This is a genomic window from Streptomyces jumonjinensis, assembly GCF_009600885.1.
Taxonomy (GTDB): domain Bacteria; phylum Actinomycetota; class Actinomycetes; order Streptomycetales; family Streptomycetaceae; genus Streptomyces; species Streptomyces jumonjinensis.
Map to the genome: position 1 here is coordinate 1 of NZ_VCLA01000052.1, position 13075 is coordinate 13075.

Genomic DNA, 13075 nt, shown 5'->3' on the forward strand with positions numbered 1-13075 from the left:
GTGCGCCGCCCATCTCCACACCCCGCCCCTGGCGCTCGCCGCCGCCGCCGACCTCGCCGTCTGCGCGCTCAACCCGTCGATGGACTCCTGGGACCAGGCCCCCGCAGCCGCCGCGCTGGAGGAGACCGTCACCGCGGCCCTCGCCGCCGAGATCTACCCCCGGGCCGCGGCCCCCGCCGCCCTGGTCACCACCGGCGGCACCGAGTCCAACCAGCTCGGTCTGCTCCTCGCCCGCGAACGCCACGGCGCCGTCCAGACCGTCTGCGGCTCCGGGGCCCACCACTCCGTACGCCGTGCCGCCTGGCTGCTCGGACTGCCCGAGCCCCTCGCCCTCCCCACCGCCCACGGCGGACTCGACCCGGCGGCGCTCGACGACGCCCTCACCCGGCTGCCCGGCCCCCATCTCGTCGTCGCCACCGCGGGCACCACCGACACCGGGCGCATCGACCCGCTCCCCGAGATCGCGGATCTCTGCGCCCGGCACCGCGCCGAGCTGCACATCGATGCCGCCTACGGCGGCGCACTGCTCTTCGCCGGGCGGCACCGCGCCCTTCTCGCCGGTCTGGACCGTGCCCACTCCATCACCCTCGACCTGCACAAACTCGGCTGGCAGCCCATCGCGGCCGGCCTTTTCGCCGTCGCCGACCGCGACCGCCTCGCCCCGCTCTCCCTCACCGCCGACTATCTCAACGCCGAGGACGACACCGCGGCGGGCCTGCCCGATCTGCTCGGCCGCTCGCTCCGCACCACCCGGCGACCCGACATCCTCAAGATCGCCGTCACCCTCGGGGCCCTCGGCCGCGACGGGCTCGCCGAACTCATCGGCCGCACCCTCGACGCGGCCCAGCGGTTCGCCGGGCTGATCGAGCGCCATCCCCGGCTGGAGCTGTGGGAACGCCCCCAGCTCAGCACCGTTCTCTTCCGCCCCACCGGCGCCGGCGACGAGCAGATCGCCGCCGTCCGCCGCACTCTGCTCACCGAGGGCCGCGCGGTCCTCGGCCGGACCCGCGCGGACGGCCGGCTCTGGCTCAAGGCGACCCTCCTCAACCCCTACACGACCCCCGGTGACCTGAGACAACTGATCGAACTCGTGGAAGGCAGCACCCCCGATGACCGCCATGCCCCCCGTCGAATCCCACCGGCCCCATGACCTCGTGGGCGTCGGCATCGGCCCGTTCAACCTCTCCCTGGCCGCGCTCGCCCACGGGGTGCCCGGATCGCTCGCCACCGCCTTCTACGAACGGTCCCACCGCTTCAGCTGGCATCCCGGTCTGCTGATCGAGGCCACCACGCTCCAAGTCCCCTTCCTCGCCGATCTGGTCACTCTCGCCGACCCCGCGAGCCCCTGGAGCTTTCTCCGCTATCTACGCAGCCGGGACCGACTCTTCCCGTTCTACTTCGCGCAGAACTTCCATATCCACCGGGCCGAGTACGACGCCTACTGCCGCTGGGTCAGCGACAGCCTCCCCGGACTCCACTTCGGCCACCGGGTCGACGCGGTCCGCTGGAACCCGGAACGCGCGCTGTTCGAAGCCGACTTCACCCGGCTCGACACCGACGGCGAGGAGACGGAAGCGGGCCGGGTCCACGCCCGCAACATCGTCCTCGGGGTGGGCAGCGAGGCATATGTCCCCGAGGCGCTCAGACCCCTCGCCGAATCCCCCAACGTCCCGGTCGTCCACTCGTCCGACTATCTCCGCCACCGCTCCGAGCTCCTCGCCGCCGGTCATATCACCGTCATCGGATCAGGCCAGTCCGGCGCCGAGATCTTCCTCGATCTGCTGCGCGAACGCCCCACCGGCGCCGAGCGGATCCACTGGCTCTCCCGTACCGGCTCCTTCGCGCCGATGGAGTACTCCAAGCTCGGCCTGGAGCACTTCACCCCCGACTACAGCCGCTACTTCCAGACGCTGCCCGAGCAGACCCGCGACGCGCTCATCCCCCGTCAGTGGCAGCTCCACAAGGGCATCGGGGCCGACACCATCGCCGCCATCCACGACGAGCTGTACCGCCGTACGCTGCACGGCGGCTGGCCGGACGCCGTACTCACCCCCGGTGTCAGCGTCCGTACCGCGGGCCGGGTCGCCACCACCCAGCTCGAACTCCATCTGGAGCACCTCCAGCAGGGCACCCGCACCCGCCTCAGCACCAACGCCGTCGTCCTCGCCACCGGCTACCGCGAGCGCTCCGTCTCCCGGATGCTCGCCGGCCTCGAACCGTATCTGCGCCAGGACTCCTCCGGACGCCCCCGCATCGACGGCGAGTTCCGGCTGAGCCTCGACCCCTCCGTCACCGGATCGGTCTATGTGCAGAACGCCGAGACCCACACCCATGGCATCGGCGCCCCCGACCTCGGCCTCGCGGCCTGGCGCAGCGCGAGCATCCTCAACTCGCTCACCGGCAAGGAGCCCTATCCGATGCCCCGCCGCACCGCCTTCACCACCTTCGGACTGGAGCGGCCCGAGGAGATGGCCGCCGTCCCCGCGCAGCCGGCCCGGCTCACCCCTCTCGTCCAGGGCATCTGACGACCCCGGGCATCTGACGGCCCCGGGCATCTGGCGATTCCGGGCCGCAAGGGTCCGGTACACGGCTCGCGGGGGCGGGGCGCGACCGCCGTCCGCCGCGCCGGAGTGCGACAGTGGACGGTACGCAGCGGGCCCGGTCCGGGCCCGCACCGGATGAGGGAGCCACCGCCCGTGAGCACCGACGCACCGATTCCCGCCGCACCCCATGGCACCCCCGACGCCCCGCACATCGCCGTCCTCGGCGAGGCCCGCCTGGAGTTCGACCCGGAGATCGCCCGGATCGGTGTCACCGTCAGCGCGCGCGGCGCCGACCGGCGGAGCGCGCTCGACGATCTCACCCGCCGCAACGCGACCGTGCTGGAGCTGATCAAGTCGTACGGCGACGCGGTCGAGAAGCTGGAGACGGGCGCGTTCTCCATCAGCCCGCAGCTGACCCGGCACGGGCGGGCCGAGCGGGTCCGCGCGTACCAGGGCAGCGTCCATCTCACCGCCACCCTGACCGATTTCACCGCGCTCGGCGAGCTCACCACCCGGCTCGCCGATCTCGAACTCACCCGGGTCGACGGCCCCTGGTGGGCGCTGCGCCCCGACTCTCCCGCCCATGGCCAGGCCCGCCGTACGGCGGTGCTGGAGGCCGTGCAGCGGGCCAGGGAGTACGCGGACGCGCTGGGCGGCCGGCTGGCCGCGCTGCTGGAGCTGGCGGACCAGGGCGCGGAGGGCGCGGTTCCGTACCCCCGTGCGGGCGGCGGTCTGCGGATGGCCGCCTACGCCGGGGCGGAATCCACCGAATCCGCGCCCGCCCTCGATCTCGAACCGGAACGCCAGACCGTCCACGCACAGGTCACGGCGCGTTTCACGATGACCCCGCCCACGCTGTGACCCTGTGACGGACGCCCCGCGGATATCGTTCCGGGCCGCGCGGAATTGCTCATAGGAGCACCCCCGCGCGCAATTCGACGAATGTCAAGAGCCGTTCATGGAACGGTTGTTGGGCAGTCATGCGAGACCAATTCCCTACCGGTCGGTAAGGCATAGTCTCGCTCCATGCGCCGAGCGAAAATCGTCTGCACCCTGGGCCCAGCCACCGACTCATATGACCAGATCAAGGCAGTGGTCGAAGCCGGAATGGATGTGGCCCGCCTCAATCTCAGCCATGGCTCGTACGCGGATCACGAGGAGCGCTACCACCGGGTGCGCAAGGCGTCCGAGGAGACGGGCCGCAGCGTCGGCGTACTGGCGGATCTCCAGGGTCCGAAGATCCGGCTGGGACGTTTCCGCGAGGGGCCCGTACTGCTGGAGCGCGGGGACGAGTTCACCATCACCGTCGAGCGGACGGAGGGCGACCGGGCCGTCTGCGGCACCACCTACCCGGGCCTGGCCGCCGACGTCACCCCCGGCGAGCGCATTCTCGTGGACGACGGCAAGGTCACCCTCGAAGTGACGGCGGTCGACGGCCCCCGGGTGCGCACGACCGTCATCGAGGGCGGGATGGTCTCCGACCACAAGGGCCTGAATCTGCCCGGCGTCGCGGTCTCCGTCCCCGCCCTCTCCGAGAAGGACATCGACGATCTGCGCTGGGCGCTGCGCATCGGCGTCGACGTCGTCGCCCTCTCCTTCGTACGGAGCGGCCGGGACATCGAGGACGTGCACCGGATCATGGACGAGGAGGGCCGCCGCCTTCCGGTCATCGCCAAGGTCGAGAAGCCGCAGGCGGTCGAGAACATCGACGACATCGTGGCCGCCTTCGACGGGATCATGGTCGCCCGGGGCGATCTCGGCGTGGAAATGCCTCTGGAGCAGGTGCCGATCGTCCAGAAGCGCGCGATCAAGCTCGCCAGGCGCAATGCGAAGCCGGTCATCGTCGCCACCCAGATGCTGGACTCGATGATCGACAACTCCCGCCCCACCCGGGCCGAGGCGTCCGATGTGGCCAACGCCGTGATCGACGGCACCGATGCCGTGATGCTGTCCGGTGAGACCAGTGTGGGCAAGTACCCGGTCGAGACGGTGCGGACGATGAGCCGGATCGTGACGGCGGCCGAGGAGGACGTCCTGGCCAAGGGCCTGCCGCCGCTGACCGAGCGGAACAAGCCCCGTACCCAGGGCGGCGCGGTGGCGCGCGCGGCGGCGGAGATGGGCGACTTCCTGGGGGCGAAGTTCCTGGTGGCGTTCACTCAGTCCGGCGATACGGTCAAGCGGCTCTCCCGCTACCGCTCGCCGATCCCGCTGCTGGCCTTCACCCCCGATTCGGCCACGCGCTCACAGCTCAATCTCACCTGGGGGGTCGAGACGTTCCTCGGTCCGAGTGTGGAGTCGACCGATGCGATGGTGGCCCAGGTGGACGAGGAGCTGCTGAAGATCGGTCGCTGTCGGCGCGGGGACATCGTGGTGATCACGGCGGGCTCGCCGCCCGGAGTGCCGGGCTCCACCAATCTGGTCCGGGTGCACCGTATCGGCGAGGACGAGACGCCCGTATAACGCGCCGAGGCCCCTCGCCGAGGGGCCTCGATCGATGACCTTTGAATTGCAGGTAAAGTACCCCGGGTGGGATTCGAACCCACGCTGGATGGTGTTTGAGACCACTGCCTCTACCGCTGGGCTACCGGGGTGCCCTTGGAAACAAAGGGTGACGGACACCCTTCGTGCCCCAACAATACAGGAGCTGGGTAGGCTCATGGGGAGCACCCTGCCTTGGAATGAGGAGTCCCGTGACCGCCCCCGACTCGCCCCAGCCCGCCGCCGATGACGACACATCGCATGTTCCGCCGATGACGACCCGAGTGGTGATCGCGGAGGACGAGGCACTCATCCGGCTCGATCTCAAAGAGATGCTGGAGGAGGAGGGGTACTCGGTCGTCGGCGAGGCCGGAGACGGCAAGCGCGCCGTGGAACTCGCCCGTGAGCACCGTCCCGATCTGGTCATCCTCGATGTGAAGATGCCGATTCTGGACGGCATCTCGGCCGCCGAGCAGATCGCCGAGGAGTCCATCGCACCCGTGCTGATGCTGACCGCGTTCTCCCAGCGAGATCTGGTCGAGCGGGCCAGGGACGCCGGGGCGATGGCGTATCTGGTCAAGCCGTTCAGCAAGAGCGACGTGGTGCCGGCCATCGAGATGGCCGTCTCCCGCTTCACCGAGCTGAAGGCGCTGGAGAAGGAGGTCGCGGATCTCTCCCAGCGGCTGGAGACCCGCAAGCTGGTGGACCGGGCCAAGAGCGTTCTCCAGACCGAGTACGGGCTGACCGAGCCCGCCGCGTTCCGGTGGATCCAGAAGACCTCGATGGACCGGCGGCTGTCGATGCAGCAGGTCGCCGAGGCGGTCATCCAGGACGCGGAGGAGAAGAAGGCCGCGAAGGAGCAGTAGCCGCCGGGCCCGTACGACGTGTTCGCAGGGGGGCTCCCCGGTCGGGCCGTCGTCGCGCGCGAGCGCTCCGTACACCCGGAAGGCCCCACGGCCGTGAGGCTTCCGCTTCCGCGCGGTGCGAGAGGTGCCTCCGGCCCGCCGGTCACCCGGCGGGCCGGAGCCGTAGGCGGTGGATCAGTCCTCGCCCAGATACGCCTTGCGGACCGACTCGTCGACCAGCAGATCCCGGCCCGTCCCGGAGAGGACGATATGGCCGACCTCCATCACATGCCCCTGATCGGCGAGCGACAGCGCCGCCTGGGCGTTCTGCTCGACCAGCAGAATCGTGGTGCCCTGGGCCTTGAGCTCGGTGATGGTCGACATGATCTTCTGCATCATGATCGGCGAGAGCCCCATGGAGGGCTCGTCCAGCATCAGCAGCTTCGGCTGGGACATCAGCGCCCGCCCCATGGCGAGCATCTGCTGCTCACCGCCGGAGAGGGTGCCCGCCGCCTGCTTGCTGCGCTCGCCCAGGATCGGGAAGAGCTCGTACGCGCGCTGGATGTCCCTCTCGATCCCCGCCTTGTCGGACCGCAGAAACGCTCCGAGCTGGAGGTTCTCGGCGATCGTCAACCGGGGGAAGATATGCCGCCCCTCGGGGGAGTGGGCCAGCCCCAGCGCCACGATCTTGTGCGCGGGGACGCTGCCGAGCGGCTTGCCGTCGAAGACGATCCGCCCGGCGGACGGCTTCAGCAGCCCGGACAGGGTGCGCAGGGTGGTGGTCTTGCCCGCGCCGTTGGTGCCGATGAGGGTCACCACCTGCCCGGCCTCCACACTGAAGGAGATGCCCTTCACGGCCTCGATCTTGCCGTAGGCGACCCTGAGGTCCTCGACCTCCAGTAGCGCGGTCACTGAGCTTCTCCTTCCGTGCCGGTGGTGCCGCTCTCCTTCGCGGAGCCGGAGCCGCTCTTCTTCAGCGAGCCTGAGCCTGAGCCGGCGCCCGAGCTCGCCGCCTCCGCGGCCTCGACCTCGGCGGCCTCCTCGGCCCCCGGCGCGCCCTCGAAGGGCGTGCCGAGATACGCGGCGACCACTCGCTCATCGCCCTGGACGACCTCGGGGGTGCCCTCGACCAGCTTCTCGCCCTGCACCAGACAGGCCACGCGGTCGCAGAGATTGAAGATGAACCGCATGTCGTGCTCGATGACCAGAATGGCGATGCCCTGGTCCCGGATGGCGAAGATGAGCTCCTCGGCCGCCCGGGTCTCCTGGGGATTCATCCCGGCCGTGGGCTCGTCGAGAAGGAGCAGACCGGGGTCGCTCGCCAGCGCCCGGGCGATCTCCAGCTTGCGCTGCTCGCCATAGGGCAGATTACGGGCGACGTGGTCGGCCTTCTCCGCCAGACCGATGAACTCCAGCAGCTCCATGGCGCGTTCATGCGACGCCGCCTCGGCCTTCTTGAAGCCGGGGCCCCGGAGCAGGGCCGACCACAGCCCCTCCTTGGTCCGGGTGTGCCGGCCCACGAGCACATTCTCCAGGACCGTCATGTTCGCGAAGAGCCTGATGTTCTGGAACGTACGCGCGACACCCGCCGTGGTGACCAGATGCGGCTTGGGCGGCAGTACGTTCCCCTGATAGGTGACCTTGCCCTCGGTGGGGACGTAGAGGCCGGTGAGACAGTTGAAGAACGTGGTCTTGCCCGCGCCGTTGGGGCCGATGAGGCCGACGATCTCGCCCGCCCGGACCGTGAGATCGACGTTGTGCACGGCGACGAGGCCGCCGAAGCGCATGGTGACCCCGCTGGCCTCCAGGACCGGCACGGCCGACTTATCGGTGGTGGTGGTCGTCATGACCTTCACGCCCCCGCCTTGGTGATGCCGACGCCGGACCCGGGCAGCCCCTTGTCCGGTGCGTCGGGCTGATCGGTCTCGTGGTACTCCAGCTGCGCACGGCGGTTGGCGATCAGACCCTCGGGGCGGAACCGCATCAGCACGATCAGCGCGATGCCGAAGCCGAGCAGCTGGTAGTCCTGGAGGAACTGGAGCTTCGCCGGGATCATGAACAGCAGCGTGGCGCCGAGCAGCGGCCCGGTGACCGTGCCCATGCCGCCGAGGATGACGGCGGCCAGCAGGAAGGCCGAGTTCGGCGGGACGGGCCCGGCGAACTGGTACATCTCCGGTACCACGGTGTGCTGGACGTGCGCCTGCACGGTTCCGGCGAGACCGGCCAGCGTCGCGCCGAGGGCGAAGGCGATCAGCTTGACCCGGAAGCCGTTGATGCCCATGGCGGTCGCGGCGGTCTCGTCCTCGCGGATGGCGACCCAGGCCCGGCCGATCCGGGAGCTGCCCGCCCGGCTGAAGACCACGACGACCAGGATCATCACGAGCAGCATCAGCAGGTAGTAGTTGGCGTAACTGCCCAGCTCGATGCCGAGGACGGTGTGGGGCTCGCCGAAGTTGTACCCGAAGAACTCCAGGTCGGGGATGTTCGGGATGCCGTTGGGGCCGTTGGTGATCTGCGGCCCCGAGACGCCGTCGAGGTTGCCCATCGCGATCCGGAAGATCTCTCCGAAGCCCAGGGTGACGATGGCGAGATAGTCGCCGCGCAGCCGCAGGGTCGGAGCGCCGATGATGACGCCGAAGACCAGCGAGGCCGCCGCGCCGGTGAGGACGGAGGCCCAGAAGGGGAACTGGACGTCGAAGGCGGACGCCGTCGACCCGGAGACCAGGGCGGCGGTGTACGCGCCGACGCCGAGGAACGCGACGTACCCGAGGTCCAGCAGACCGGCCAGTCCGACGACGATGTTCAGACCCAGGGCGACGGTCGCGAAGATGAGGATGTTGACCGCGATCAGGGTGTAGACGTCGGTGTTCTGGGTGAACGGGAAGGCGGCGGCGGCCACGAAGGCCGCGATGACCGTCACCTGCCGGTATGTGGCGGTGAGCGCCGAGAGCCGGGCGATGACGCCGGACTTGATGAGCGCGGCCATCGCGAAGCCGACGGTGATGAGGTAGCCGGTGAACAGCTCGGCGTACTCGGTGTCGATGCCGTAGGTGACCACATAGAGACCGGCCCCGAACACGGCGACGATGACCAGGATCTCGGCCCAGGAGGGAAGCTCCCTGGGGCGGCCGGCCTTGCGGGTGTCGTCGGGGAGGAGGAACGCGACCAGGGGGATGGCCGAGGCGAGCGCCGCGACGAAGCCGCCCGGTTCGAGGTTGACCAGCCCGCCGAGCTTGACGGCGATGGCGAGCACGGTGAACCAGGTGGTGCCGAAGGCGCCGAGGGCGGCCATCCGCAGGGCCTTGGCGGATCCCGTGGGGACGAGCCAGCCCAGGCCCTTGACGCCGAGCGAGGCGAGGGCGAGGAGGGTGACGAACAGGCCCGCGACCAGGGTGAGGACCTGTAGGCCGCCGGGGTATCCGTAGACGGTCAGATCGCCGGGGAACTCCGAGGTGAACGTCCAGGCGAGGAAGGTGCTGGCGACGGTGGCGAGACCGCCGGCGGCCGTGGCCCAGCGCAGTGCGGTGGTGCGGGCCGCTTCCGCGGTGTCCGGCGTCTGCTCAGTGGGGTTCGTGGTCATCGCTCTCACGCCCGATCCGCGACGCGCTCACCGAGCAGACCCTGCGGCCTGACGAGAAGCACGACGATGAGGAGTACGAATGCCCAGACGTTCGACCAGGCGCCACCGCCGAGCTGATGCATCCCGGGTATCTCTTCGATGTACGCGATCGACAGCGACTCCGCGAGGCCGAGGACCACTCCGCCGACCATCGCCCCGTAGATGTTGCCGATGCCTCCGAGGACGGCGGCGGTGAACGCCTTGAGTCCGAGGATGAAGCCCATCTCGAAGTTGATCTGACCCTTGTCCAGCCCGTAGGCGACCGCCGCGACGGCGGCGAAGGCGGCGCCGATGGCGAAGGCCATCACGATGATCCGGTCGGTGTTGACGCCCATCAGCTTGGCCGTGTCCGGGTCCTGCGCGGTGGCCTGCATGGCCCGCCCGCTCCGGCTCTTGGAGACGAAGAAGCCGAGGGCCAGCATGCAGAGCGGGGCGAGGACCAGGACGAACGCGTCGGCGCGCTGGATGAGCAGATCGTCCGTGATCTTGAAGGCGTCGCCGGAGAACTCGGGGAAGCTCTTGTGCTTCTTGGCGTCGGGGTAGAAGCCCCAGACGATCTGCTGAAGGGCGATGGAGAGACCGATCGCCGTGATCAGCGGGGCGAGGCGGGGAGCTCCTCGCAGCGGCCGGTAGGCGAACCGTTCCGCGGCGGTCGCGACGGCGACGGAGGCGATGGCGCCGCCGATGATCATCAGGGGTATCGCCACCAGCAGCGATACTCCGCTGGGGAGCCATATGTAGATGGTGAGGGCGCCGAAGCCCCCGATCATGAAGATCTCGCCATGGGCGAAGTTGATGAGCTGGACGATGCCGTAGACCATGGTGTACCCGATGGCGATGAGACCGTAGAGGGCACCCAGGGCAAGGCCGTTCGCCAGCTGTTGCGGCAGTTCGTTCACCGCAGAGCCTCCGATGAGCGTGTCGGATATGACTCCGCGCGAGGGCGCTGTTTGCGCCCTCGCGCGGCTGGTTCAGGAATTGCGGGGCTGAGGGTCCGGGGTCAGTCCTCGAACGTGGAGCTCTCCAGGTCCGTCCACTTGCCGCCCTTGACGGTGTAGACGGTGAGCTGCTTGTTCGTGGTGTCGCCGTACTCGTCGTAGGCGACCTGGCCGGTCACACCGGGGAAGGAGACCTGGGACATGGCCTCGGTGACCTTGGCGCGGGCGTCGTCCGGCACCTTGTTGTCGTTGGCGGCGACAACCGCCTTGACCGCCTGGATGATCGACCACGCGGCGTCGTACGAGTAGCCGCCGTAGGCCGCGTACGGGTCCTTGTAACCGGCGGCCTGGTAGTCCGCGATGAACTTCTTGGCGGTGTCGAGCTTCTCGATCGGGGAGCCCACGGAGGTGGCGATGTCGCCGTCGTTCGACTCGCCGGACGCGCTGATGTACGCGGGGTCGTAGAGGGCGTCGCCGCCCATGGTCGGGATCTTGGCCCCGGCCTTCTTGACCTGGTCGGCGAGGAGGCCGCCCTCGGGGTACTGGCCGCCGAAGTAGACCGAGTCCGCGCCCTTCGACTTGACCTTGTCGGCGGTGCTGGAGAAGTCGGTCTCCTTCACGGTGACATGGTCGGTGTCGACGACCTTGCCCCCGAGACGCTTGAACTCCTCGGCGAAGATCGCGGCGAGGCCCGCGCCATAGGTCTGCTTGTCGTCGACGACGTAGACCTTCCTCTTCTTCGCCTTGTTGTACAGGTACTGGGCGGCGAACTTGCCCTGGATCACATCCGTGGTGGCGGTGCGGAAGTACGTCTTGAAGGGACGCTTCTTCTCGTTCTCGGCCCACTTGTCGCCCTGCGAGAGCGCCGGGTTGGTGTTGGCCGGGGAGACCTGGGTGAGATCGGCCTTGGCGAAGTCGCCCTGCATGGACTGCGCGACACCGGAGTTCAGCGGGCCGACCACCCCGAGTACGCCCTCGTCGCCCACGAGCTTCTGGGCGTTGGCCTGGCCGGAGGCGGGCACGGCCTGGTCGTCGTATTCCTTCATCTCGAAGGTGACGCCCGGGACCTCATTGGTCTTGTTCGCGGTCTTGACCGCGAGGTCCACGGAGTTCTTGATGCCCTGGCCGAGCGCGGAGAGCGAGCCCGTGAGCGGGGCGTCGACACCGATGACCACGGTGGTCTTTCCGCTGTCGGCTTCGGGCTTCTTGTCGTCGCGCGATCCGCAGGCGGTGAGGGTGAGAGCTCCCGTGGTGACCACGGCGGTGAGTATGAGCAAGGAACGGTTTCGCACGATAAGTCCTTTCCCTGGCGCGGCCCCTCTCCTGAGGTGCCGTTTGGTCGCCGGGCCGTACGGAGGTACACGGGCCGTGCTGACTGCGCCCGGCGGCGCGGTAACTGGCCGTGACTCTAAGCGCAGGGGATGGAGCGGGGCACTAAGGGCGTCATGATGTGACGCTCTTGTTATGCCAGGGCTCGCGACGGGTGGCGGGACCGGGACAGATCGGGCGTACCGCCGCTTGAAACCTGAGTTCAGAACAGAAGAACACCCAGTTCCGCTAAGGCCCTTGAAGGGATCTTGGTGCTGACAGCGGCTGGTCGGGGCGATGTTCGTCGCAGGGGCGGGCGAGGGCTCGGGGTGAGGCGCGGAGCCCAGGAGTCCGTCCTGGCGATGATTACGGAGGGTTACTTTTTCGGGGGGCTGTTGGGGGAGGCGACAGGCGATTCCCGGGGGCGGCGAGGGGGTGGGGAAGCGTCATGGGGGCCGTGCGGAGTGGCGTGCGGGGCGGCGGAGGGGCTCCGGGCGGGCTCGGGGGGACGCCAGTTCTCCGAGCTGCCCGTCGCCCCGTTCCGCACGGCGCATTTCTCGGCGACCTGAGCGGCTATCAGTTCGAGGGCGGCCGGGCGTCCATGGCGTCTCTCCTCCGCGCGGGCCGCTGCGACGACCTCCTCGTGCAGGGCGAACTGCTCGTTGGAGAGCCCTTTCTGCTCCCAGTCGATCCCGGACCGTGTGCTGTTCCGCAGGGCCTGACCGGCCCAATATGAGACAAGGCTTGTGCAGATCTCGACCGGAGTCGTCTTATGGGGCACGGGAGTCGATGTGCCGGGCCGCCCGGAGGGGCCGGTGTCCGTGCAGCTCACGACGGCGATCGGGATACCGAGGGAGAGAAGGAGCGCACAGCCGGCCCGGCCGGCCCGCCGACCGCGCGGGGTCCTCATGGAGCGCACGGTAGACCGTCACGCTCGGTGAGGCAATGGGCTGGGGTGGGTAAGAAAATCCCGGCGCTCCGCCCGCTCTCATCGGCCCGTTCGTTCTTCCCTTCCATCTCCTGTTGACGTGTTGATACGAGGACTTCGCAGATGATCTATCTGGTATTCGCCTGTCGGATTCTGCTGGCCGGTGTGTTCTTGACGGCTCTCGCCGGGAAAGTGCGGAACAAGGCCGCTTTCGACGAGTTCGCCGTATCGGTCGAGCGGCTGGGGCGCTTACCCCGCCGGGTCTCCCGGGCGGTCGCCGTCGCGGTGGCCGCCGGGGAGGCGGCTGCCGTGGCGCTGCTGGCGGCGGGGCCGACCGTCCCCGCCGGATTCGCCCTGGGGGTGCTGCTGCTCCTCGGATTCACGGCGGGGATCGTGCGGGCGCTGCGCGCAGGGAG

Annotated in this window: 12 protein-coding genes and 1 tRNA gene; 6 read left to right on the forward strand and 7 right to left on the reverse strand. The window is 69.2% G+C overall.

The window, feature by feature from the left end:
- The 4 genes from FF041_RS06565 to pyk form a co-directional block, all read left to right on the forward strand.
- On the forward strand, positions 1-1150 hold a 1150-nt coding region (locus FF041_RS06565), incomplete at its 5' end, for a pyridoxal phosphate-dependent decarboxylase family protein (protein ID WP_153521432.1).
- A complete protein-coding gene (locus FF041_RS06570; protein WP_153521433.1) occupies positions 1110-2525 on the forward strand; it encodes a lysine N(6)-hydroxylase/L-ornithine N(5)-oxygenase family protein in 1416 nt (471 codons plus the stop codon). The genes FF041_RS06565 and FF041_RS06570, both read left to right, overlap by 41 nt.
- Before the next feature lie 153 nt (positions 2526-2678).
- Positions 2679-3404, forward strand: a complete 726-nt coding sequence (locus FF041_RS06575; RefSeq protein ID WP_153521434.1) for an SIMPL domain-containing protein — start codon at positions 2679-2681, stop codon at positions 3402-3404.
- A 165-nt stretch (positions 3405-3569) separates the two neighbouring features.
- The gene (gene pyk / locus FF041_RS06580; RefSeq protein WP_153521435.1) at positions 3570-5003 is read left to right on the forward strand and encodes a pyruvate kinase; all 1434 of its coding nucleotides are present in this window, start codon (positions 3570-3572) and stop codon (positions 5001-5003) included.
- A 58-nt stretch (positions 5004-5061) separates the two neighbouring features.
- Here pyk and FF041_RS06585 read toward each other — a convergent pair.
- Positions 5062-5134: transfer RNA gene (locus tag FF041_RS06585), tRNA-Leu, on the reverse strand.
- A gap of 99 nt (positions 5135-5233) precedes the next feature.
- On the opposite strand from FF041_RS06585, the gene FF041_RS06590 reads away from it, so the two are divergent.
- Positions 5234-5887: an ANTAR domain-containing response regulator gene (locus FF041_RS06590; protein ID WP_323371248.1), complete on the forward strand. Its 654-nt coding sequence runs from the start codon at positions 5234-5236 to the stop codon at positions 5885-5887.
- A gap of 174 nt (positions 5888-6061) precedes the next feature.
- On the opposite strand, the gene FF041_RS06595 is transcribed toward FF041_RS06590, so the two are convergent.
- The 6 genes from FF041_RS06595 to FF041_RS06620 all read right to left on the reverse strand — a co-directional run bounded on the left by FF041_RS06595 (position 6062) and on the right by FF041_RS06620 (position 12641).
- Positions 6062-6778, reverse strand: coding sequence for an ABC transporter ATP-binding protein (locus tag FF041_RS06595; protein WP_323371247.1), 717 nt, complete (start codon positions 6776-6778; stop codon positions 6062-6064).
- Complete coding sequence (locus FF041_RS06600) at positions 6775-7713, reverse strand: ABC transporter ATP-binding protein (RefSeq protein WP_153521436.1); 939 nt, start codon at positions 7711-7713, stop codon at positions 6775-6777. The genes FF041_RS06595 and FF041_RS06600 overlap by 4 nt, the downstream gene beginning before the upstream one ends.
- A gap of 5 nt (positions 7714-7718) precedes the next feature.
- Positions 7719-9446 (reverse strand): branched-chain amino acid ABC transporter permease, encoded by a 1728-nt coding sequence (locus FF041_RS06605; RefSeq protein WP_153521437.1) that lies wholly within the window; start codon positions 9444-9446, stop codon positions 7719-7721.
- A 5-nt stretch (positions 9447-9451) separates the two neighbouring features.
- Positions 9452-10384 (reverse strand): branched-chain amino acid ABC transporter permease, encoded by a 933-nt coding sequence (locus tag FF041_RS06610; RefSeq protein WP_323371246.1) that lies wholly within the window; start codon positions 10382-10384, stop codon positions 9452-9454.
- A 101-nt stretch (positions 10385-10485) separates the two neighbouring features.
- Positions 10486-11715 (reverse strand): branched-chain amino acid ABC transporter substrate-binding protein, encoded by a 1230-nt coding sequence (locus FF041_RS06615; RefSeq protein ID WP_323391377.1) that lies wholly within the window; start codon positions 11713-11715, stop codon positions 10486-10488.
- A 392-nt stretch (positions 11716-12107) separates the two neighbouring features.
- Positions 12108-12641, reverse strand: a complete 534-nt coding sequence (locus FF041_RS06620) for a hypothetical protein (protein ID WP_153521438.1) — start codon at positions 12639-12641, stop codon at positions 12108-12110.
- Positions 12642-12782: 141 nt separating this feature from the next.
- On the opposite strand from FF041_RS06620, the gene FF041_RS06625 reads away from it, so the two are divergent.
- The coding region (locus tag FF041_RS06625; RefSeq protein ID WP_323391378.1) for a MauE/DoxX family redox-associated membrane protein at positions 12783-13075 on the forward strand (293 nt) is incomplete at its 3' end.

Coding starts and splice junctions, on each gene's coding strand:
- FF041_RS06570 (WP_153521433.1), top strand. CDS start 1,110: ATGACCGCCATGCCCCCCGTCGAATCCCACCGGCCCCATGACCTCGTG.
- FF041_RS06575 (WP_153521434.1), top strand. CDS start 2,679: ATGAGGGAGCCACCGCCCGTGAGCACCGACGCACCGATTCCCGCCGCA.
- pyk (WP_153521435.1), top strand. CDS start 3,570: ATGCGCCGAGCGAAAATCGTCTGCACCCTGGGCCCAGCCACCGACTCA.
- FF041_RS06600 (WP_153521436.1), bottom strand. CDS start 7,713: ATGACGACCACCACCACCGATAAGTCGGCCGTGCCGGTCCTGGAGGCC.
- FF041_RS06605 (WP_153521437.1), bottom strand. CDS start 9,446: ATGACCACGAACCCCACTGAGCAGACGCCGGACACCGCGGAAGCGGCC.
- FF041_RS06620 (WP_153521438.1), bottom strand. CDS start 12,641: ATGAGGACCCCGCGCGGTCGGCGGGCCGGCCGGGCCGGCTGTGCGCTC.